Annotated in this window: 19 protein-coding genes; 8 read left to right on the forward strand and 11 right to left on the reverse strand. The window is 62.7% G+C overall.

Annotation, left to right across the window (positions count from 1 at the left end; all coding sequences use genetic code 11):
- Positions 1-63: 63 nt before the first annotated feature.
- A complete protein-coding gene (locus DBAC_RS03210; RefSeq protein ID WP_015772847.1) occupies positions 64-996 on the reverse strand; it encodes a metal ABC transporter solute-binding protein, Zn/Mn family in 933 nt (310 codons plus the stop codon).
- Positions 997-1,139: 143 nt separating this feature from the next.
- On the opposite strand from DBAC_RS03210, the gene DBAC_RS03215 reads away from it, so the two are divergent.
- Positions 1,140-1,979, forward strand: coding sequence for a nitroreductase family protein (locus DBAC_RS03215; RefSeq protein ID WP_015772848.1), 840 nt, complete (start codon positions 1,140-1,142; stop codon positions 1,977-1,979).
- Complete coding sequence (locus DBAC_RS03220; protein WP_015772849.1) at positions 1,976-3,775, forward strand: bifunctional homocysteine S-methyltransferase/methylenetetrahydrofolate reductase; 1,800 nt, start codon at positions 1,976-1,978, stop codon at positions 3,773-3,775. Before DBAC_RS03215 ends, DBAC_RS03220 begins: the two co-directional genes overlap by 4 nt.
- A gap of 54 nt (positions 3,776-3,829) precedes the next feature.
- Here DBAC_RS03220 and DBAC_RS17580 read toward each other — a convergent pair whose 3' ends face one another.
- From DBAC_RS17580 to DBAC_RS03260, 8 genes are all read right to left on the reverse strand, one after another.
- Complete coding sequence (locus DBAC_RS17580; protein WP_015772850.1) at positions 3,830-4,978, reverse strand: DUF6515 family protein; 1,149 nt, start codon at positions 4,976-4,978, stop codon at positions 3,830-3,832.
- Positions 4,979-5,154: 176 nt separating this feature from the next.
- A complete protein-coding gene (locus DBAC_RS03230) occupies positions 5,155-6,495 on the reverse strand; it encodes a sigma-54-dependent transcriptional regulator (RefSeq protein WP_015772851.1) in 1,341 nt (446 codons plus the stop codon).
- A complete protein-coding gene (locus DBAC_RS03235) occupies positions 6,492-7,799 on the reverse strand; it encodes a sensor histidine kinase (RefSeq protein WP_015772852.1) in 1,308 nt (435 codons plus the stop codon). The genes DBAC_RS03230 and DBAC_RS03235 overlap by 4 nt, the downstream gene beginning before the upstream one ends.
- A gap of 46 nt (positions 7,800-7,845) precedes the next feature.
- Complete coding sequence (locus tag DBAC_RS03240) at positions 7,846-8,637, reverse strand: ABC transporter ATP-binding protein (protein WP_015772853.1); 792 nt, start codon at positions 8,635-8,637, stop codon at positions 7,846-7,848.
- On the reverse strand, positions 8,634-9,518 hold the full coding sequence (locus tag DBAC_RS03245) for an ABC transporter permease (RefSeq protein WP_043811593.1): 885 nt from the start codon (positions 9,516-9,518) through the stop codon (positions 8,634-8,636). Before DBAC_RS03245 ends, DBAC_RS03240 begins: the two co-directional genes overlap by 4 nt.
- A gap of 120 nt (positions 9,519-9,638) precedes the next feature.
- On the reverse strand, positions 9,639-11,603 hold the full coding sequence (locus tag DBAC_RS03250; RefSeq protein ID WP_015772855.1) for a CHASE2 domain-containing protein: 1,965 nt from the start codon (positions 11,601-11,603) through the stop codon (positions 9,639-9,641).
- A gap of 26 nt (positions 11,604-11,629) precedes the next feature.
- Positions 11,630-12,226: an OmpA family protein gene (locus tag DBAC_RS03255; RefSeq protein ID WP_015772856.1), complete on the reverse strand. Its 597-nt coding sequence runs from the start codon at positions 12,224-12,226 to the stop codon at positions 11,630-11,632.
- A complete protein-coding gene (locus DBAC_RS03260; RefSeq protein WP_015772857.1) occupies positions 12,226-12,666 on the reverse strand; it encodes a FecR family protein in 441 nt (146 codons plus the stop codon). The genes DBAC_RS03255 and DBAC_RS03260 overlap by 1 nt, the downstream gene beginning before the upstream one ends.
- Before the next feature lie 471 nt (positions 12,667-13,137).
- Here DBAC_RS03260 and recQ point away from each other — a divergent pair, with 471 nt between their 5' ends.
- The 3 genes from recQ to DBAC_RS03275 all read left to right on the forward strand — a co-directional run bounded on the left by recQ (position 13,138) and on the right by DBAC_RS03275 (position 17,544).
- Entirely contained in the window at positions 13,138-15,384 is a 2,247-nt protein-coding gene (gene recQ, locus DBAC_RS03265; protein WP_015772858.1) for a DNA helicase RecQ, read from the forward strand.
- On the forward strand, positions 15,381-16,484 hold the full coding sequence (locus DBAC_RS03270) for a tRNA adenylyltransferase (RefSeq protein WP_015772859.1): 1,104 nt from the start codon (positions 15,381-15,383) through the stop codon (positions 16,482-16,484). The genes recQ and DBAC_RS03270 overlap by 4 nt, the downstream gene beginning before the upstream one ends.
- A gap of 64 nt (positions 16,485-16,548) precedes the next feature.
- Complete coding sequence (locus DBAC_RS03275; protein WP_015772860.1) at positions 16,549-17,544, forward strand: TolB-like translocation protein; 996 nt, start codon at positions 16,549-16,551, stop codon at positions 17,542-17,544.
- Positions 17,545-17,551: 7 nt separating this feature from the next.
- On the opposite strand, the gene DBAC_RS03280 is transcribed toward DBAC_RS03275, so the two are convergent.
- Positions 17,552-17,983, reverse strand: coding sequence for a hypothetical protein (locus DBAC_RS03280; protein WP_043810285.1), 432 nt, complete (start codon positions 17,981-17,983; stop codon positions 17,552-17,554).
- 23 nt (positions 17,984-18,006) lie between these two features.
- The gene (locus tag DBAC_RS03285) at positions 18,007-18,756 is read right to left on the reverse strand and encodes a type 2 periplasmic-binding domain-containing protein (RefSeq protein WP_015772862.1); all 750 of its coding nucleotides are present in this window, start codon (positions 18,754-18,756) and stop codon (positions 18,007-18,009) included.
- 210 nt (positions 18,757-18,966) lie between these two features.
- Between DBAC_RS03285 and deoC the strand changes: the two genes are divergently transcribed.
- From deoC to DBAC_RS17585, 3 genes are read left to right on the forward strand one after another with little or no spacing between them, the layout of a single operon-like run.
- Positions 18,967-19,713, forward strand: coding sequence for a deoxyribose-phosphate aldolase (deoC, locus tag DBAC_RS03290; RefSeq protein WP_015772863.1), 747 nt, complete (start codon positions 18,967-18,969; stop codon positions 19,711-19,713).
- On the forward strand, positions 19,710-20,951 hold the full coding sequence (locus DBAC_RS03295) for a phosphopentomutase (protein WP_015772864.1): 1,242 nt from the start codon (positions 19,710-19,712) through the stop codon (positions 20,949-20,951). The genes deoC and DBAC_RS03295 overlap by 4 nt, the downstream gene beginning before the upstream one ends.
- 9 nt (positions 20,952-20,960) lie before the next feature.
- Complete coding sequence (locus DBAC_RS17585) at positions 20,961-22,133, forward strand: AI-2E family transporter (protein WP_015772865.1); 1,173 nt, start codon at positions 20,961-20,963, stop codon at positions 22,131-22,133.
- Positions 22,134-22,164: the final 31 nt, after the last annotated feature.

Here is a 22,164-nt window from a genome sequence, read left to right on the forward strand (position 1 = left end):
GGTTTGTGTTGATGGGGGCCGTGCTTTACGGCTGCCCGGCGTCATGGTTTTTTTAAGGATTCTTTATTCCAGGGCGTCGGCAAAGGCGCGGGCCGCGCTGCGCAGGTTTTCGGCCCAATCCGCGGCCAGGGGGTCGAGGCGAACAATCCTGGCTCCGATCTGTTTGGCGATGACGGCGGCGCTTTTCTGCGAAAACTGGGGCTGAACAAAAACAACCTGCGCCCCCGATTCCTTGCCGGCGGCGATGATCCGCGCCAGATCCTTGGGGCTTGGCTCCTTGCCGTCCACCTCGATGGAAGCCTGGGTCAGACCATAGGCTTTGGCAAAATAGCCCCAGGAAGGATGGAAGACAAGAAACGTGCGCTTTTCCTGCGGCAGCGGCTGCAGAATGGAACGGATTTCCCGGTCCAGCGCGTCCAATTCCTGCTCAAAGGCGCGGGCATTGGCGGCGTAGAGGTCCGCCCGCTCAGGGTCGACAGTGGAGAGGCCGTCGCGGATGCTGGCTACCTGAATCTTGACCAGCGCCGGGTCGAGCCAGATGTGCGGGTCCAGCGTGCCGTGATCGCGGTCGTCGTGATCAGGGTTCCGGGCTTCATAGGCATCGTGCGGCTTACCCTCGTGTCCGTCCCCGGCGTGCTCTTCCCCATGGCCATGTTCTTCTTTCATGGGAATTTTGGTGATACCCTCGGCCGTGTGCACCACGGTCATTCCTGGGCTTGCGCTCGTGATCCGCTCAAGCCAAGTCTGATCGAAGCTGTCGCCGATGGTGAAATAGATGCTTGCCGTGGCCAGTTCGGCCATCTGTCTGGGACGTGGTTCGTAAGCGTGGGGATTGGCCCCGGGCTCGACCATGATCGAAACGGGAACCTCGCCGCCGCTGACCTTGTCGACGAAGTATTTTTGCGGGGTGATGGTCACGAAGGCGAGCGGCCCGGCCTGAGCCGAGGCTGAGATCACGCTCAAGAACAGTGTGAACAGGCAAAGAATTTTTCTCATTTTTCCTCCATGCTTTGGGAAGGAAATCTATGCAACAGGATTGCATGAAGTCAAGGACCATGCAGTAAGGTTGCGCACTTGTGCATCCACCGATCAGGCCGTAGGAGGAAAAGTGATCGCCGACCATGACTTTTGGAGGAAGCATGCTTGATTTTATCATCGATGAAACCCGCTGCATACAGTGCGGAGAATGCGCAGCCGACTGCCCCGTGTCGATCATCGACATGGATGGCGGCTTGCCGCGCATACCCGAGCACCGGGAATCGTATTGCATTGGTTGTCAGCACTGCCTGGCCGTCTGCCCCACAGCAGCCCTTTCCATTCTGGGCAAGGACCCGGATCAGAGCGCCCGGATTCTGCCGCCGTCCCCGGGTGCGCTGGAAAATCTGATCAAGAGCCGCCGGTCCGTGCGCCGTTTCAGCCCTGAGTGTGTTGACGGGAAGGTCCTGGACCGGCTCATGGATGTGGTCGCGCATGCGCCTACCGGCAAGAATCAGCGCAACCTTCGCTTCACCCTGGTCGATGACCGGGATGTGATGGAGGAAATCCGCGTCCGGACCATGGAAGGCATCCGCAAGGCCGTGGCGGATGACAGCCTGCCCGACGGCATGGAATTCTTCGCCAAGATGGTCGCCCCTTACGATCAGGGCCGGGACATCATCTACCGCAAGGCCCCGCACATGATCATCGCCTCCGCGCCCAGGGACTCGGCCGCTCCGGATGCGGACCCGTTCATCGCCCTGTCCTATTTCGAGCTCATGGCCCACAGTCTGGGGCTGGGCACGGTGTGGTGCGGTTTTGCGCGCTGGGCCCTGCAGAGCGTGGTTCCAGAGTTGGGCCGAGCCTTGGGCATCCCGGCCGATCACCGCTCCATGTACGCCATGATGTTCGGCTACCCGGCGGTTCAATACGCCCGGACCGTGCAACGCGACGTATCGGGCGTGTACAGGGTCTGCCTGGCCGATCTGGAGGGTGGACGGTGAAGAAGCATATCATGACCGTTCTGGGCGAGCGGGTGGTAGTGGCCGACGGGGCCATGGGCTCGCTGCTGTTTGATCGCGGCGTGGACAGCTCGTCCTGTTACGACGCCTTGAACCTGACCGAGCCGGCCCTGGTGCAGTCCATCCACAAGGCCTATGCGGACGCGGGCGCGGAGATCCTCGAGACCAACACCTTTGGGGCCAACAGGGTCAAGCTCGGGCGTTATGATCTGGCGCACACGACCCGCGAGATCAACCTGCGCGGCGCGGAACTGGCGCGCGGCGAGGCCGGGGCAGGGCGCTGGGTGGCCGGAGCCATGGGGCCCCTAGGCCGCATGGGCCTGGATGCGGTCAGCCAGGAGGAAATGGAGGATGTTTTCAGCCAGCAGGCCCTGGCGTTGGTGGAAGGGGGCGTTGATTTCATCATGCTTGAGACCTTTGCCAGCCTGTCCCTCCTTTTGACCGCCCTGCGCGGGGTCAAGGCATGCGTTTCCGTGCCCGTGGCCGCGCAGATGGTTTTTACCCAGCGCGGACGGACCCATTCCGGACACACGGCCCGTGAATGTTTCGATGCGCTGATCCGGGCCGGAGCCGACGTGGTGGGACTCAACTGCGGAATCGGACCCAAGAATGCCCTGGAGGTAGTGCAGGGACTGGGCCCCGTGACCGTTCCGCTCTCGGTGCTCCCTAACGCGGGATTTCCGGAGTCCTCGGGCGATCGGCTTATCTACGCTTCCTCGCCCGAGTATTTCGCTCGCCGCACGGCGGCTTGCGCGACCTATGGCGCGCGCCTTCTGGGTGGTTGCTGCGGCACCGCGCCGGAGCACATCGCGGCCCTGGTGCGCGCCCTGGACGCGGGTTCGCCGGAGGCGCGGATCATTTCCGTGTCGCCGGACGAGATCAAAACGCAGACGGCCGCGCCGACGCGCCTTTCCCGCCGCCTGGGCGAGGGCAAGGTCATCCTGGTGGAGCTCGACCCGCCCAAGCATCTGGATGTGGAGCCGGTCCTGGCGGCGGCCGAGGCCTTGAGCGCCGCGGGCGTGGACGCCATCACCATCGCCGAGAATCCGCTGGCCGTGCCGCGCCTGTCCAATATCGTGCTGGCAGGCATGGTCCGGGCCAGGACCGGGGTGGATGTGGTGGTGCACATGACGGGCCGCGACCGCAACCTGGTCGGCATGCAATCGACCATCATGGGGCTGGCCGCTTCAAAGCTGCACAACGTATTGGCCGTGACCGGGGACCCGCCCTCGGCCGGGAGCGCGGAGCGGGTCTCGGGTGTGTACGACCTGCGCTCTCTGGAGCTCATGGAACTCCTGGCCGGGTTCAATCAGGGACGCAACCACTATGGCGACTCCATGCGCCTGCCCGTCAATTTCTGCATTGGCGGCGCCTTCAACCCCAACACCCGCAACATGGCCCTGCAGGTCGGACGCATGGAGAAAAAGATGGCGGCCGGTGCGAGCTATTTCCTGACCCAGCCCGTCTATTCCAGGGCGCGCGTGGACGAGATCCTGGCAGCCACGAGGCACATAAAAGCGCCCATTGTGCTTGGCATCATGCCGCTGGCCAGCAGCCGCAACGCGGAGTTTCTGCACAACGAGTTTCCAGGCATCGAGATTCCGCTTGAAACCCGCGAGCGCATGGCCCGCGCCGGAGACCACGGCCAGGAGGAGGGCGTCGACATTGCCTGGGAACTTCTTGAATATGCCTGGTCGCATTTCGCCGGGGTCTACATCATCCCTCCCTTCAATCGCCACGGCATGGCCCTTGAACTGATGCGCCGCCTCGGGCGCTAAAAAAACGGCAGAGACATTACCCCGCCGTTTTTTTAGGAGTTTCAGGGAACTGTCTCAGCCTTGGGCGCTGTTGGCGCTGACATAGCGGTCCATGACCCATCCGCGCAGATCGTCTCCCTCCACTTCCACGTAGAGCCATCCGGGGGCACTGCCAAGAACCCGCAGGGTCGTGTAACGGTCGACCTGAGCGATGACCTCCTCGCTTGCTTCCGGGCCGTAGCGGACGTTCAGCAGGTCGATGATGACCTCCACCCGGTCCGGCCGGTTTGCGGCGTGGCTGCGGATCGGCTCCACGACCTGATAGCCCATGGGCACCCGGCGGTAATAGACGTCACCGAAGACATGGTAGGTGATGCCGGCCGAGAGGACCATGCGGCTGCCCAGCGGAATGTTCAGTACGACCAGCCCGAGCGGCGGGCGCACCAGGATGAAGCCGCTGTTCCAGGGGCGGTAGAACCTGCCGGAATAATAATGATATCTGTCCCGGCCATGCATGACGACCGCATGGCGCGAAGGGATCTTGTGGATCACGTGTTTGACGACTGCGGGCCGGTGGCGCGGGCCGTTGTCGTGGCGCACCTGCGGCGAGTGCCTGCGACTGTCTCCGCCTGTCCTGTAATCCTTGCGGTAATCGACCTGCGGCCGCCTCACATCGCGGCGGCCATCATGCCTGTCTGCGTCGCGGTTCAAAACAAGGCTGTTGTGCACGGAACTTTTCTGCCGGGGCTGCACGACATGATCAGCGCGGCGGTCTTTGTTTCGGCGCTGTACGGAAGAGTCATGCCTGGCCCGTTCCGGCTTCGGGTCCAGGCGCAGGAGATCGGCCGGGGGCGTCACCGTGCCAAGGTCTTTGGATGTCGGAATCCGGCCCAGTGAGCCAGGTCTGTCATTGACAGCGCGCTGCGCGGCGGAAGGCGCTTTGGGCCGGGTCTGGCCCTGATGGTCGATTTTCTCTTTTCGGCGCTGTGAATGCTCCTTATTTTTCCGGCCTTGCCTGTCATGGTCGCCGGCATCTTTGGTGGTCTCTATGACGGGGCGGCTCTGACCGTCCGCGCGGGAACCCCTTTTCCTGATTTCCTGTTCGGCAGGGTGCTGCGATTCCCGGGGCAATCCCTGTGCGCCCTGGACCGGCACGGCAAGAAAATGAAGGCAGAGCAGGGTCATAAGGAGCGGCAGTCGTGTATTTTTGAATAAGGCGTTCATGGTTTTCCTCCTGGGATTATTGGAGGATTCCATCGCAAGGGGCGTGCCAAGAGGCGGAAGCGACGTCTGGCGGGGAACGCGCCACCAGACGACGGCAATGACATGGGCGGCGGGTGTATAAAATTTATGCAGCGCGGGTGTGCCTGAGCATTCTTTTCACATCCGAAAAGAAGCCCTTATTCAAGCCCGAGACGCTTGAGCTTGTAGATGAGCCCGCGTCTGGTGATGCCGAGCAGCTGGGCCGCGTGGGTGCGGTTGCCTTTGGTGTGCTTGAGGGCGGCGGTGACGGCTTCGATTTCGTGCTGTTCGAGGGTCTTGGTCTGGGCCGGGGCATCTTGCTCCACGGGAATGCGGGATTCCGGCGCTGCCTTGCCGGCAGACTTGCGCACGGCCGGGGGCAGATGTTCGGGCAGGATGACGTCGGTCTGGCTCAGGAGCCGCACATGGGCCATGGCGTTGGCCAGTTCGCGCACGTTGCCCGGCCAGGGGTGGCTGATGAGGGTCTGCATGGCCGCGCGCGAGAGGCGCCGTGCTTCGGTTTTGTCCTTGTTCAGGAAGAGGCGTGCCAGGGGCGGGATGTCCTCGGGGCGCTCCCGCAGGGGCGGGATATCGATGGTGATGACGTTCAAGCGGTAATAGAGGTCCTGGCGAAAGCGGCCCTCGGCCACGTCGGTTTCCAGGTCATGGTTGGTGGCCGCGATGAGCCTGCAGTCGATGACGGTCTCCTTGTCCGAGCCCACCGGGGTAATGCGGCCCGTTTCCGTGGCCCGTAGCAGGGACGGCTGCAGTTCCAAGGGCATGTCGCCGATTTCGTCGAGAAAAAGAGTCCCCTCGTGGGCTTCGCGGAAATATCCCTTGCGTTTGGTCACGGCCCCGGTGAAGGCGCCTTTTTCATGTCCAAACAGCTCGCTGGCCAGCAGGGTCGGGGCGATGGCCGCGCAATTGACCGGAACCAGCGGCTTGGCGCTGCGGGCGCTGTGCCGATGAATGAACTGCGCCACGATCTCTTTCCCGCTGCCGCTCTCGCCGGTCAGCAGGATCGTGGCGTCGCTGGGGGCCACGCGGTAGGCGTCGCGCAGCACGGAGCGCATGGCCAGGCTTTCGGCCACGATGCCCGTCAGTGACGCGGCGGGGATCTCTCCTCCGGCGCCGGCGCCCACGCCCAAGGTGTCGCGCACGGCGGCGAGCAATTCGTCCAGATCCACGGGCTTGGCCAGGTAATCCACGGCCCCGAGCTTGAGGGCGTCCACGGCCTCGCGCACATCGGCATAGGCCGTGACCAGCAGAAAAGGCAGCTCCGGTTTTTCTGCCCGTACCCGGCGCAGCAAATCGAGCCCGCTCTCTGCCGGCATGCGCACATCGCTTACGACCATGTCCGGAGTCCGGCGGTCCATAAATTCCAGGGCGTCGGCCGCGCTCCCGGCTTCATGCACGTCAAATCCCGCATCGCGCAGCACGCGGGCGTAAAGTTCACGGTAGCGGATCTCGTCGTCGACAACCAGGATGGATCTGTTCATGAAGTCTCTCTTGCGGGTTTGATACCGGAAATGGTCATGGTCGTGCCTTGGCCCCGTATGGACCGGGCGCTTATCTTCCAACCATGAGCCTCGACCACGCGTTTGACAATGGCCAGTCCCAGTCCGTGCCCGGTGGCCGAGCCGCTGACGTAGGGCTTGAAGATGTCCGGGAGCAGTTCGGCGGGGATGCCGCGCCCCTGATCCTCCACGCAGAGTTCCATCCTGCGCCCCTGCCTGCCGAGCACTATTCGTACGGTCGTGCCTGCCGCCGAGGCGTGCAGGCTGTTTAAAAGCAGATTGACCAGCACCTGGCGCAGCATGACTTCGTCGGCGTAGATGCTGGTGGCCTTGACCTGGCTCAGAAGCTCGACTCCGCCGGCTTCGAAGTCGGGGCCGAGGATGTGGGCAACTTCATGGCAGAGTCTGTCGATGCGTACGGGCGCGAGGCTGGGCTTGCGCTGACGGGCGAAGTTCATAAAATTGCCCAGCCGCGACGAGGCCTTGTCCACCTCGTCCATGATGTATCCGAGCATGGCCCGGCTTTCGGCCGGGATATCGTGCCTGGCCTCGATCTGCTGGGCCATGCCCATGATGATGCCGAGCGGGTTCTTGGTCTCGTGGGCCAGCCCTGCGGCGGCCAGGCCGAGTTCTTCCAGATGGGCGCTGCGGATGCGCTCGGAGGCCAGTTCCCCGGCCAGGATGCGGCGGCGGATGCCCGTGATCCAGACGGCCGTGACGGCGAGGATGCAGACCAGGGCGGAGGCGAAGATGGGGGCCTGACGCTGCCAGAACCAGGAAGAGGTGAAATTTTCCGTGCTGCTGCGAAAACCCAGGTACATGACCGGGTTGCTGCGTGGCCACAGGCCAAGGCCGAGGTTGATCGATTCGAGCGCCTCGGTCCAGTTGGCGGGGATATGGGAGGGTTGCAGGGGGGACCACATGACAAACAGGTCGTCCGTTTGAATTTCGCCCCGGGTGCTGTTGGTCATCAGAAACTCCGGCATCGTCCCGGTCTGGACCAGACGACCGTGGCGGCCCTGGACCACGACAAAGAGGGTGCGCGAACCGCGGATGACGCTTGAGAGCACCGTCTCGATCTGTTTCCAGTCGGTCAGTTCTCCGTTGCTCATGGACGCGATGACCGCGTTCAGGGTGGCGAAGCTGTCCTGGGCGCGTTGGCGGCGCCAATCCATGGAGCGCTCGGAATATCCCTGCCAGGACCATAAGATCCAGACGCCAAGAGCCATGATCAGCCCCATGGCCGTCATGAGCGGGATGCGGTACAGGCGCGTGTCGTGTTTCATTTTTCCTCCTTGCCGGTTTATGACATAGCAAAGAGTGTGCTGAAGATCAGCCCAGCAGCATCCGGTCCGAAACTTCCGCGTCCGCCTGGCTCTGGAACTTGTCCAGCAGGTCCTCCACGGTCAGCCCCGCCTTTTCCTTTCCGCGCACGTCGAAGATGATGCGGCCCCGGTGCATCATGATCAGCCGGTTGCCGAGGGTCAGCGCCTGATGCATGTTGTGGGTGACCATGAGCGTGGTCAGGCCGTGCTCGGTGACGATGTTTCGGGTCAGCTCCAGGATCTGGCTTGCGGTCTTGGGATCAAGGGCCGCGGTATGTTCGTCCAAGAGCAGCAGTTCCGGTCGAACTAGAGTGGCCATGACCATGGTCAAGGCCTGGCGCTGTCCGCCGGAGAGGAGGCCCGCCCGGTCCTGGAGGCGGTCTTCAAGCCCAAGCCCAAGGGGGCGCAGGAGCAGGCGAAAGGCCTCCTTGTCGGCCGCCTTGACGCCCCGGGACAGGCCGCGCCGCTGTCCGCGTTTCTGGGCCAGGGCCAGGTTCTGGGCAATGGAGCCGCTCCCGCAGGTGCCCATCAACGGGTCCTGGAAGACCCGGCCGATGAAGCGGGCGCGCTTGTGTTCGGGCCAGCGGGTCACGTCGGTTTCGGCCATGGCGATGCTCCCGGAGTCCAGGGAGTGGGTTCCGGCCAGACAGGACAGAAAGGTCGATTTGCCCGCGCCGTTGGAGCCGATGATGGTGACGAAGTCGCCCTGCTCGATGTCGATGGACAGGTCCCGAAGGCTGTGCACTTCGTTCACGCTGCCGCGGTGAAAATACTTGTTGATGGCGTGGACGCGGATCATCGGGTGAACCTCTGCTTGAGCATGGGCGAGGTCAGGGCCACGATGACCAGAAAGGCGGTGATCAGATTCAGGTCGCTGGGGGTGAAGGAAAAGCTGCCGAGCCTGGATCCCAGCGCCAGGGCGATGGCGGTGCGGTAGAGGATGGAACCGACGATGACCGCGATGCAGGCCCTGGCGATGGTCGCCTTGCCGAAGACCGTTTCGCCGAGGATGACGGAGGCCAGTCCCGCGACAATGGTGCCCACGCCCATGTTCACGTCCGCCGCGCCCTGGTTCTGGGCGATGAGCGCACCGCTGAAGGCGACCAGAGCGTTGGAGAGGCCCACGCCGAAAATGATGACATTGTCCGTGTTCACGCCCTGCGAGGTGATCATCTGCCGGTTGTCGCCGGTGGCCAGCATGGCCTGCCCGTATTCGGTGTGCAGAAACCAGATCAGGCCGGTCGTGATGAGGGCTGCGACAACGAAAAAGAACACGGGGGTGAGCTGATAGAGTGGCAGTCCCAGATTCTCGAGGTCCGTCAGCACCGACGGCGTGCCGAGAAGCGCCACATTGGGACCGCCCATGATCCTGATATTGATGGAATAAAGTGAGATCATGGTCAGGATGGAGGCCAAGAGGTGCAGAATTTTGAGCTTGGTGTTCAGGATCGCGGTCACCGCTCCGGCCAGAAATCCTGCCATCGAGGCCAGCAAAAGGGCCAGGTACGGGCTGTGCCCGGCGGTGATGGTCACGGCGCTGACCGAAGCCCCCAGCGGCAGGCTGCCGTCCACGGTCAGATCCGGAAAGTCGAGGATGCGAAAGGTCAGGTACACCCCGAGGGCCATGATGCCGTATAAAAAACCCTGTTCCAGGGCTCCGAGAAAGGCGTAGAGGGTCATGTTGTGTTGGTGCTGGATGTGGATGGAAAAGGGCGTCGTCTGCCCGATGTGCGGGACATACATGGGGCCGGGGGGAAGGACAAGCCTGCGGCTGCGTCCCGGTCTCGGCCTGTGCAAGGCTCAGTCGTAGCGGGTACTGATCTTCATGAACTCATGCCGAGACTGTTCGAATGCGTCGACCACATCCGGGTCGAAATGGGAGCCGCGCCCATCCAGGATGATTTGACAGGCCTCTTCATGCGTCATGGCGTCCTTGTAGACGCGTTTTGTGACCAGCGCGTCATAGACGTCGGCCAGCGCCATGAGCCTGCCTCCAAGAGGGATGTCCTCTCCTTTGAGCCCCTGGGGATAACCGCTGCCGTCCCATTTTTCATGGTGGGAGAGGGCGATTTCCCGCGCCAGGCCGAGGAAGGAACGGTCGCCGCTGTCCGTGCTCTGGCGTTCCGCCTCGGCCAGGGTTTCGGCCCCAAGGACAGTGTGGCGCTGCATCTCCGTGAACTCTTCGCGGGTCAGCATGCCCGGCTTGAGCAGGATGCTGTCGGCGATGCCGACCTTGCCGATATCGTGCAGGGGGGCGGATTTGTAGAGCAGTTCGATGGTCTCCCGGTCGAGATGCTTTTTGAATTTTGTTTTCCTGGCCAGGACGCTGGCGAGAACGAGGATATACTCGCGAGTGCGCCGGATGTGCCCTCCGGTTTCGGGGTCGCGGGTTTCGGCCAGCGCGGTGAGGCTCATGATGGTGGCGTCTTGGGCGTGCAGCAGTTGTTGGCTGCGGATGCGCAGTTCACGCTCCTCCATGCCGTATTTGACGAGGCTTAAAAGAGCCATGTTGCCGAGCAGGATTATTTCCGTGGACAAGGGTGAAATCCAGTAGCCGGGTCCGTTCAGCAGCCAGAGGCTGGCGCTCCACACCCCGGTCGCTCCCAGGACCAGACCGGCCGCGCAGGCCAAGGGACCGGCGGACATCATCAGCAAGCTCGACAGGAGGCCGACTAGCACGATGGCGCATGCTTCCGCCCCGATGGCCCAGGCCGGGCGGATCAGGGTGTCTTTCTGGAGCAGGTTGTCGAGCAGGGTGGCGTGGACCTCTATGCCCGGAAAGACGCGGTCCACGGGGGTCGGATGATTGTCGCCAAGCCCTGAGGCGGTGGGGCCGACAATGGCCACGCGACCATGTAAATCGGGCAGGGGGGCGCTGAGGATATCGGTCGCGGAGTACGTGGTGAAGGTGCCGCTGGGGCCGCGATATCTGAGCAGCACATTGCCCTGGGCGTCGATGTGCGTACGCTTGCGTCCAAACTGCACGAAGCCGCCGTCGGCGTCCTGCCCCAGGCCAATGGCGGTTTCACCCCGGGTCATGACCGTGGCCAGGATCAGGCTTGGCAGCAGTTCGCCTGCGTGCAGCGCCATGAGCGGGGTCCGCCGGATGACTCCGTCGGAGTCGGGCAGGGCGTTGATGAAACCTGAATTTGTCGCGGCCGCGTTCAGGATCGTCAGGGGGCAGACGGCGTTCTCGGCCGCGTGCAGTGAAAACGCGGCAGATATGGTTTGTCCGGAGAGGATCGGATGAACGTTGCAGAAGGGTTCGTCGCTGCCGGTGGGGGTAAAGAGCAGTTTGTAACCCAGAACGGTCGGCATTTTTGCCAGCGCTTCTGCCAGCAGGTGGTCATGGTCCAGTCTGGTGCGAGGCAACCCTTCAAGATCAATTGAGAATCCCGTGTCTCGGCGCAGCTCTTCCTGGATCAGCAGCGGGGAGGTCCTGTCGCGTGCCGAGAGGATCAGGTCCAGGGTCACGATGTCTGCGCCGGCTTCATGCAGGCGGGTGATCAGGCGTGCCAGCACATGTCGCGGCCAGGGCCATTGCCCGAGATCGGCCAGGGATTTGTCGTCGATGGCGATGAGCACGGGCACAGGGCTCGGGGGGCGCTGACGGCTTTGGGACAGCAGTACATCGTAGACCTTGCGCTCGAAATGGACGAGCAATTCCGGGCGTGCGACATGCAGGATCACGATGCAGATCGTGATGACGCATCCGGTGCCCAGCAGGCGAAGAATGTCCCGGCGGCGGTATCTGTGTCGCTTCATGTGTTGATGCCTGGACGCGCGGGTGGTCAGCGGACCAGCACCTCCACGCGGCGGTTCCTCGGTTCGGGGGTATCGTCGGCGGTGGGGATGAGGAGGTTGCCCTCACCATGGGAAAAGACCTGCATGATGGACGGGTCGATACCTTCTTTGATCAGGATGTCCCGCGCGCCCTCCGCCCGTTCCAGGGAAAGGCGGGCGTTGTCCTCGCGCTGCCCGATCGTGTCCGAGTGGCCGTTGATGCGTACATCGCGGGAATTTCGGCGGGTGATGGCTTCAATGATCATGGGCGGAACGGGTTTCGATTCGGCGGTCAGTTCCGATCTGCCGAATTCAAAATAGAGCAGAAAGGTCTCGGGAGGAGTGGGCATGGCCTGAAGAACCGGACCGTACTCGCGTTCAATCTTTTTTTGGTCAAGGGTGCGCAGGGCGTCCGGCGTGGCCGAGGAGTCGCTGACCCGTGTGCTGTGCCCGGCGGCGGACAGATGTTGCGTTCCGGCCGGAGTGCTGACCTGGACCTGTCCTACCGAGCCGTCAAGGTCTTCGAGCAGGACCACGGTTGTACCTTTGGTTGCGCAGCCGGCAAAGGCCAGGCAAAGGATGAGCAGAAGAATGCGTGCGATCATTATTCCACCACCCGGACCAGAAAGCGCGTGCCGTGCACGGCGATGACCGCGTCCGGGGTTTCGATGTGAACTTTTTCGGGGGCAAGGCGGCCGATGACCCCGGACATATAGGCAAAAGAGCCTTTGAGCAGACGTATGGCGATGGAAAATTTTTCTTCCTGGGGCGCAAAGGCGAAGTCGCTCAGTTCGAGACGGCTGTTTGGACCAAGGGAGATGACCGTGTCGTCTTCCAGCATGATTCCGAGCGTGCTTTGATCGGAGGTGGTGACAGTGTCGCTTACATACAGGACGTCCCCAATCCCGGCCGCAATGACATCACCCGCGCGCAGTATTTGTCCGCTCCCTTCGGTGGTCTTGATGAAGCCCGCCACGTCTGGTTCCGCGTGGGCGGTGCCTGTGTGCAGAATGAAACTCAGGACGAGAAGCATGAAGAGATGCATGTGTTTCCTCCGGGGGTGCAGGGTGTCAACAATTCTTTAAACATATCCTACTCTTTGATATTGTTCAAGCAATGCGTGCAGGAGCGTGCGCGTCGTTGTCGCCGGGCGGTGATGATGACGGCTGATGGCCGATGGCCGTGATGCCGCATTTCGCTGGTGAACGCTTGATTCTTGATCCTGCGCGTGCGCCGATTTTCAAGGCTGCGGGGCCGGCGGGCAGACTCCTTGCATTGATTCCGCGCCGGGTCTAAAAACCTTGATCCGCGCGGGTTCTTGTCGCCGGAATCATCCGGCAGCCCGCAATTATTCCGTGGATGGTCGCGATAAAGCCAGCATAGGCATATTTGGTGGAACGCAGTGCCTATCCGGCGGGATTAAAGAGGATATTCCGCCGCTCAGACCTGCGTACTTTGACAGAAGCTCCACGCTTTGAGTAGGGCAGAGCCCAAATCATCCTTGACCGAGGTCTTCATGCCCAAACCTTGTGATATTCTGCGTACGGTTTTTGGTTACGACGGGTTCGTCGGACCGCAGGAAGCCATTATCAAAACCCTGCTGGCCGGTCGCGACGCCGTGGTGCTCATGCCCACCGGCGGGGGAAAGTCCCTGTGCTACCAGATTCCGGCCCTGATCCGGCCCGGCACCGCAGTGGTCGTGTCGCCGCTCATCGCGCTCATGCGCGACCAGGTGCAGAGCCTGACCCAGAACGGGGTGCGCGCCGCCTATCTCAACTCCTCGCTTTCGGCGGCCGAGGCCCGTAGCGTGGAGGCCGAGCTGCTGGCCGGACGGCTGGACCTGATTTATGTCGCCCCGGAGCGACTGTTCCTGCCCGGTTTTCTGGAACAGCTCGGGCGCATCCCGCTGGCGCTTTTCGCCATTGACGAGGCGCACTGCGTGTCCCAATGGGGCCACGATTTTCGGCCGGAGTACACCCGCCTCGGGATGATTGCCGAGCGTTTTCCGGATGTGCCGCGTCTGGCCCTGACCGCAACGGCGGATGATTTGACCCGGGCGGACATCATCCGGCAGCTGCGTCTGGAATCGGCGCAGGTCTTTGCCTCGGGCTTTGACCGGCCGGGCATCCGCTATCTCGTCGCCCTGAAGGATCACCCGGAGCAGCAGCTCGCGAATTTCCTGCGCTCGCAGTCTCCCGGCGAGGCGGGCATCGTCTACCGCATGTCCCGCAAGAAGGTCGAGGCCACGGCCGCGAGCCTGTGCAAGCAGGGTTTTGCGGCCCTGCCCTATCATGCCGGGCTGGATCCGGCCACGCGCGAGCGCAACCAGGAGCGTTTCATGCGCGAGGACGGGGTGATCATGGTCGCCACCGTGGCTTTCGGCATGGGCGTGGACAAGCCCAACGTGCGTTTCGTGGTCCATCTCGATCCGCCCACCAGCCTTGAGGCCTATCATCAGGAGACGGGCCGCGCCGGGCGCGACGGTTTGCCCGCCGTGGCCCTCATGACCTACGGCCTGGGCGACATCGCCATGCTGCGCCGACTGGTGGCCATGGACGCGGGATCATCCCGTCTCCCCGTCGATATCGGAGAAGGGCGCGGCGAAAGCCGGGCGCGGCACGAGCGGCTCAAGCAGCAAAAACTGACCTCTCTCTTGGGGTACTGCGAGACCACCAACTGCCGGCGGCAGGTGCTGCTGCGCTATTTCGGGGAAGACCTGCCCCGGCCCTGCGGCAACTGCGACATCTGCCTGAATCCCGTTGAATCCTGGGACGGGACGGTAGCGGCCCAGAAGGCTCTGTCCACCATTTACCGGGTCAAGGAAGGTTTTGGCGCAGGGCATCTGGCCGATGTGCTGGTCGGCAAGCAGACGCGGGCCGTTGAGCGCTGGAGCCATGAGACGGTCTCGACGTTCGGCATCGGCACGGAGCTCTCCCGGCCGGAGTGGCTGAGTGTCTACCGCCAACTGGTGGCTGCGGGTCTGGCCGACGTGGACATGGAGGGGTATGGAGCCTTGAAGCTCAATGCCCAAAGCTGGGAAGTCATGAAGGGCGGGCGGACTGTCGCGCTGCGCCGCGACCCGGTCCCGGTGAAGGGGGGACAAAAGTCGCCTGTGTCCAAGGTGGCGGAGGTGTCCTCGCCCGAGGCCCGCGAACTCTGGGAAAGTCTGCGCGCATTGCGGCTGGAGATTTCCCGCGAACAGGGCGTGCCGCCCTACGCGGTTTTTTCGGATCGGACTCTTTTGGAGATGGTGCGCTACAGGCCGCGAGGCGTCGAGGATCTGCTTGGCATCAGCGGGGTGGGGCGGATGAAGCTTACGGCCTATGGGGAGCGTTTTGCCGAGGTTCTGCAACGCCATGAGTCCGAACACGGCCGTCCGAATGACGTGCCGGATGCTCCCGCGCCGCGCGTGCAGAAGACAACGTCCGGGGCGCAGGTCCTGTCTGTCACGGAACAGACCAGCCTGGAGCTGTTTCGGGAAAACGGGACCGTCGAGGCGGTGGCCGGGGCCAGGGGGCTGAAGCCTGCCACCATTTACGGGCATCTGGTCAAGGCCATCGCCCAGGGACATGTCTCGGCGGCGGAGGTTACGGGGCTGACCCGCGGCCAACTCTCCCGCATCGAGGAGAGCATCGGGTCCATGCGGCTGCGCGGCGCGGCCTCTCTTGGCGCGGTGATCGAGGCGCTTGACGGAGAGTTCAGCTTTGAAATCCTGCGTTGCGTCCAGGCCCAGATGCTGCGCGAGCACGCGGAGCAGGCATGAAAATCTATCTTGTCGGCGGGGCCGTGCGTGATCAGGTGCGGGGCCAGGAACCCGTGGATCTTGATTTCGTGGCCATCGGCGGGGACGAAAGGGAACTGCGGCAACGGGTGCCGGGCCTGACCAGGGTCGGCCAGGGCATCCCGGTCTTTGTGCGCGGGTCCCGCCAGTACACCCTTTCGGATTTTTCGAGCATCGAGGACGATCTTTGTTCCCGTGATTTGACCATAAACGCCCTGGCCAGGGACGAGTCCGGCGAGATTGTGGCCCATCCCCGGGCGCTTTCGGACCTGCATGAAAAGATTCTGCGCCCCGTGGCCCCGGCCAATTTTCTGGCCGATCCCCTGCGGGCGATCCGCGCGGCCCGTTTTGCCGCTGCATTTCCCGATTTCGCGGTGCATGCGCAGCTCGTGGAGGCCATGCGCGGCGTCACGGTCGAAGCGCTCGCTCAGGTGGCGGCGGAAAGAGTCGGACAGGAGGTCTTGAAGGCCTGCGCCGCCTCTGTGCCGGGAAATTTTCTGCGCGTGCTGCAGGCCGGGGACAAGCTCGCGCCGTGGCTGGCCGAGTTCAGGGACGCGCACGCGATTCCGGCCGGTCCGCCCCGGTTTCACGATGCGAGCGTGCTGGAGCATACCGCCAGGGTCATGGACCGGTGCGCCGGAGACGGCCTTGGGGTCTGGATGGCGCTGTGCCACGACCTGGGCAAGACCGTGACGGCCCCCGAACTTCTGCCCCATCATCACGGGCACGAGGCGGTCGGTCCGGACATGGCCCAAAGCCTGGCTCGGCGCTTGCGTCTTCCGAACCGCCATGGCGCGGCCGGGCGTCTGGCCGCGCGCTGGCACATGGCCGCCGGATGTTATGACGGCCTAAAACCTTCGACGCGGGTGCGCCTGCTGCTGGAACTCGACAAGGCCGGGATAATGGAGAGTTTTTTTCGGATGGTGGCGGCGGACCAGGGCGGCGAGCAGCTGGAGCGGGCGCGGCGCGAACTGGAGCTGATCACGTCCGTGCGCCTGCCCGAGAAGCATCGTGATCTGGGGCCCAAAAGCGCGGAGATCCTTTTGATGATGCGTTGCGAGGCGCTTTCCGCCGAGTCCTGAAGGGGCTGGGCTGTGACGGGACAGGATGGTCGGACATGCCGGGACGAGTCCCGCAGGAGGTTTTATGAGGCGGTCTGTTTCAAGCGCTGCGGCAGTGCTGGCTCTTGTTTTTTGTCTTTTTGCGCTGACGGCCGGTGCCGCCTCCGATGGACTGTCGAAGGTCCCGCAATCGCGCGGCGCGGCGGATGACGTTCTGATCTATGAGCGTCAGGGCTGGATCTGGAGCTGCGATGGCGAGGGCGGGAATCAGAAGCGGCTGATCCGGGGCGCACGACCCGGGTCATGCGCGGACGGTCGGCTGATCGCCTTTTTCCGGCCGAGCGAGGGCAAAAATCCCGAGGAAATGTCCGATTTGTGGATTTATGATGCAAAGAGCGCAGCTGAGAGGAAGATCGCGTCTGCGCTTTTCGCCGCGTCTTCTCCGGTCTGGTCCGGGCAGGGCGCCTGGGTCGCCTTTTTGGCCCGCGACGCTCGCTCGCTGACCAGAATCGTGGTCCTGGCGGCCGACGGTTCAGGACTGCGCGTCCCTTTGCGCGAAGGCGACGAGGGCGCGGGGTTTCTCTGCGCCCTGTCCATCACGCCGCAGGACTCCCTTTTGGTGCACGACATGAGCAACGCCTACTGGGTGGACCCTGCCGGCGGCGTGCTCAAAAGCGTGCCGCTGGAGAAGATCATGGGTTCACTGGCCACAGGCGTCACCAGTTCGGACACGTTTTCGGTCTGCCCGGCGGACGAGACGGTGCTTGTCTTCAGCCATGCGGTTCGCGGAACAGCCCGTTTCGAGAAGATCATGCACGAGCCAAGCTCCGCTCTGTCCCTGCATGACAGCTGGGTCGGGGTTGGAAAAAACATGCAGATCACGCCGCAGGACGTTACCGCTTTCGATCCGGTCTGGTCCCGGGACGGCAAGCGGATCTATTTTATCGGCTACAAGGATACGCAGGCCGCCGATGCGGAGTTGTTCCGGGTGTTGCGGGTCGATCGTTTCGGTTCGGGACTCAAAGAGCTGGTGCCGGGGGAGGGTGTCGCGGTGGGCGCCGGGTCTGCGGGCGCGCGTTGACGGGGAATCAGGATTTGACCCGTCCCCTGCTGGACGCGAAGCACAAAAGGATTCCCGCCGCCAGCAGGGCGATTTTGCCAAGGTCGAAGGTCGTGTCTTTTTCGAGCGCGTTCACGTAGGGCAGCGCAGGCAGATAGTAGACGCCGCTTTTGCCCTTGGACATGCCCGCGCTCATGGCGCTGCCGATGGTCTTGGTGTTGCCGGCAATGATCCGTCCGTCGGGAAGGGGGAACTCATAGCCGACGGAGTAGCTGTAGCGGTTGGGTCTGGGGTCCTGGCGGTCGCCGAGTTCACGGCGGATGACCGTTATTTCGCCGCTCGCCCGTGCGCCGATGAAAGGCAGAAGGGGAATGACCGTGCCGTAGATCGTCAGGAGCAGCCCCACCGCAAAGACGACGACGCGGGGAAGAAGGGGGCTTTTCTGCTGTGCTTTGGGCATGCCGTTATTTGCCGTACGCAGGTTTATTTCTGGTACGCCCTGGGCATGGGCAGGTTCCATTTTTCATAGATCGGAGCCAGCTTGCCTTGATTTGCCAGGCTGCGCATGCCCTGCTCGAAGGTCGCGCGCAGCTTCTGCCCGCGCTCGGAGGTGGAAAAGACAGGGAAATATTGCCGGAATCCTATGGATTCGATGCTGAAGTCGTTTCGGTCAAGGGGTGTTTTGAGGGACTCTACGCTTTCCAAGATGAGGTTGCGGTCATCGATGTAAAAATCCGCTCCTCCCCGTACGACCCGTTCCAGGGCTTCGACGCCGGTAGTGGTTTCGCCATACTGGAAGGGAACGGGAAAATCTTTTGGGCTGTAATACCCGAGCCGCCACACAGCCCGCCTGTTCGCCATGGAGGTCACGCCATCCCAGTAGGGGAAGGCGGCTTTGCGGAAGAACGCATGGAACTCGCCCTCATACATGGGCTCAGCGGCCAGTTGCAGCCCGTCCACGGGCTCCGAGCTGCATGTGTAGATGTCGACGGTGCCTTCGCGGACCATGATCAGTCCTCGCTTGGCCGGTACTTCCAGATGGCGGACCTTATTTCCACCGGGTTCGTAGATTGCCCGCAGCAGGTCGTGATAGAGACCCTGGCCGTCGAAGCTGGTGAATCCCTGCCAATACGGGGAAGCGCTCAGCACCTCCTCCGCGCGGATGGACACGGGAAGCAGAAGCATAATGAAGCTGGCAAGCAGCACTATATGCGGATTTCGGTGGCTGATCATGGACAATTCACCTATCGCACCCTGTCTTCATGAACAAGCACAATCTTGGGTTTTTCACGGTCAGAAGCCCCGGCGGACTTGCGTCCGTGGCCCGGACGTGTTTTGTCTTGCCTCGGGCCACAAGGAATGCACCGGCCTTTGCGGCCGGGCGAAAGGCAGGATCGCGTATTTTTCATCGTTCAATCCACAGCCAATTCACGGCGGGATGCCATGCAGGATATATTGGATAGATCACGACAAATAGTCTCACTTCTAGATTTGACTTCGCTGACCGGTGTCGAGACCGATGCCGCCATAAGGGCGCTTTGCGCCAGAGCGTCGGGACCCTGCGGCCAGGTCGCGGCGATCTGCGTGTTCGCCCGGCACCTGCCTCTGGCGAAGAGTTGCCTTGCCCGGCTTGGCGCGGAGAGGGTCGCGCTGGCCACGGTGGTGAATTTTCCCGAGGGCGAGCTGGACCCCACAGGCAGTGTGCACGAGATCGAAGCGGCGCTGGCCCTGGGGGCCATGGAAGTGGACCTCGTCTTTCCGTACCGGGCGTTTCTGAGCGGCCTCGAAGAGCGTGTGGGCGCGTACCTGGACGCCTGCCGCCGGGCCTGCCCGGTGCTTCTCAAGATCATTCTTGAAACGGGAGAGCTCGGGACCCGGGAGGCGATCAGGGCGGCCAGCCTGCTGGCCGTGGAGCGGGGAGCGGATTTTCTGAAGACCTCCACAGGCAAATCGGCGGTTCACGCCACCCCGGAGGCGGCGCGGATCATGCTCGACGTCATCGCAGAGCGCGGCGGCACGGTTGGCTTCAAGGCCTCGGGCGGACTGCGCACCATGGATGACGCATTGGTGTATCTGCGGCTGGCGGAGGAGATCATGGGCCGGGACTGGATCAGCCCGCGTACGCTGCGTTTCGGGGCAAGCAGCCTGCTGGACGATGTGCTGGCCAGGGCCGTGGCGGAGCGCCGATGAGGCGGCTCTGCCTGCTGGTGCTTGATTCCCTGGGCGTGGGCGGAGCCCCGGATGCCGAGCTGTTTAATGATCGAGGCGCGGATACGTTGGGGCACATCGCCAAGGCCTGTGTCCAAGGGGTGGCCGACGACGGGCGCAAGGGACCGCTGAGGCTTCCGGTGCTGTCTTCGTTAGGCCTGGGGCTGGCCGCCGGGTTGTCCACGGGAACGGTTCCTCCCGGTCTTGGAATATGCGGGCAGGTTCGTGGCAGATATGGGTGCGCTTCGGAAATAAGCCGGGGCAAGGACACTCCGAGCGGGCATTTCGAAATGACTGGAGCGCCGGTGCTTTTTGACTGGGGCTATTTCGCACCGGACACGAATTCCATCCCCCAGGCTTTGTTGGACGAGTTGGCGGCCCGCGCCGTCCTGCCCGGGGTACTGGGCAACTGCAAGGCTTCGGGCACCGAAATTTTGACGCGGCTTGGCGAGGAGCATCTGCGCAGCGGTCGGCCCATCGTCTATACGTCGGTGGATTCCGTGCTGCAGATCGCGGCGCATGAAGAAGCCTTCGGCTTGGAGCGCCTGCTGGCTGTTTGCGCCATTGCCAGGGAGCTTGCGGACAAATACCGCATCGCCAGGATCATCGCGCGGCCTTTTGTCGGCAAGGACGCGGCCACGTTCGTGCGGACCGGCAACCGTCGAGATTTTTCCATTCCGGCTCCTTCGCCCACGATTCTCGATCTCTTGACGGACGGGGGCGGTACAGTCTTGTGCGTTGGCAAGGTCGGGGATATTTTCGCTCATCGCGGGGTGAGCAGGACTATCCGGGCGCATGGCCACGACCGCCTTCTGGACGCGACTCTGGAAGCCTGGGACAGTGCCGGGGACAGGACTCTGGTCATGACGAATTTCGTTGATTTTGATTCGGTTCATGGTCATCGTCGGGACGTGGCCGGGTATGCACGTGCATTGGAGGCCCTGGATGCCCGTTTGCCCGAGTTGCTGTCGCGGCTGATGCCCGGCGACGTGTGCATCCTGACCGCCGATCACGGCTGCGACCCGACCTGGCCCGGCACGGACCATACGCGGGAGCGGGTCCCGGTTCTGGTTTTTGGTCCGGGCCTTGCCGCCGGATGCATGGGCGTCCGCGATTCGCTGAGCGATATCGGGGCCTCGGTGGCGCATTTTTTTGGCATGACTGGAACCGGACATGGCCGGTCTTTTTTTGCTCAGGATGAGCTCTCAAATCTTCCTTAAGGAATACTCATGACCCCTGATTGCGGCCAAGGACCGACAAATGTAGCCGAACGGATCATGCCCGCGCTGATCAGAATTCTGGTCTGGGGCGGCGTGTTCGCGGTGGTATTCATCCTGCGTTCCTTTTTTCTGCTCCTTTTTTTGACGTTTGTTTTCGGGTATATCCAGAATCGCGGCGTGAACAGGCTGCAGGAGCTGATCCCGAATCGACCGCTCAGGGTCGTGTTGGTGGCGAGCATTTTTTTGGGCGTGCTCATCACCGTGGGCGTGTTTCTGGTGCCTCGGGCCAAGGATCAGACCGTCCTCTTCGTCACGCAGCTTCCTCAGTATGTGGAGCGCCTGGACCAGGAGCTGGGCGCGCTGGGTGAACGTTATCCCATGATTGCCAACGCCATACCCGAGCTTGGGGCTTTTGCGGATCACTCCGCGCCGGGCAACGGCAAATCCAGGGTCGCCGCTCTGGTGCAACAGATTTTCAGCATGGGCGACCCGCCCGACGGGCAGCACAAGGTCAATCAGCTGCTTGATCTGGTGCGCGGCGTGGGAGGCAGGATCGCGGCCATCGCCTCGGCCTTTCTCTTGGCACTGCTTTTCTCTTTTCTCATAGTGCTCGACCTGCCCCGTCTTTCAGCCAGCGTGTGTTCCCTTGAAAATTCAAAGCTTGGTTTCGTTTATCGCGAGGTGGCTGGCAGCATCAGGGATTTCGCCACTGTCCTGGGCAAAGCCCTGGAGGCGCAGTTCGTCATCGCTCTGGTCAACGCCGCTCTCACGGCCATCGGCGTGTCCTTGCTCGGCCTGGGTTCATCCATGGCTTTTTTGACCGTGATCGTCTTCTTGTGCAGCTTCATTCCCGTCCTGGGTGTTTTCATCAGCTCTGTGCCGATCTGCCTCATCGCCTTGCAGGATTCGGGGCTGACGACCATGATACTGGGCATTGTCATGATCACGGTCATTCACCTGCTTGAAGGGTATGTGCTGAACCCGAGGATCTACGGTTCCTACATGCGCATAAACCCCGTCATCGTGCTCGTCATTTTGACTGTCGGAGCCAAACTTTTTCATATCTGGGGGCTGGTGCTGGGCGTGCCCATCTGCACCTATATTTTCGGACACGTCATTCAGCACAAAGAGACGGTGGCGGCGGCGCCCCTTCCGTGCCCCCGTGACGACGATACGGAATGAAGCCCGGTTGTTCCGGCGCAAGCCGTAGGCC

The sequence above is a fragment of the Desulfomicrobium baculatum DSM 4028 genome, from assembly GCF_000023225.1.
Taxonomy (GTDB): Bacteria; Desulfobacterota; Desulfovibrionia; order Desulfovibrionales; family Desulfomicrobiaceae; genus Desulfomicrobium; species Desulfomicrobium baculatum.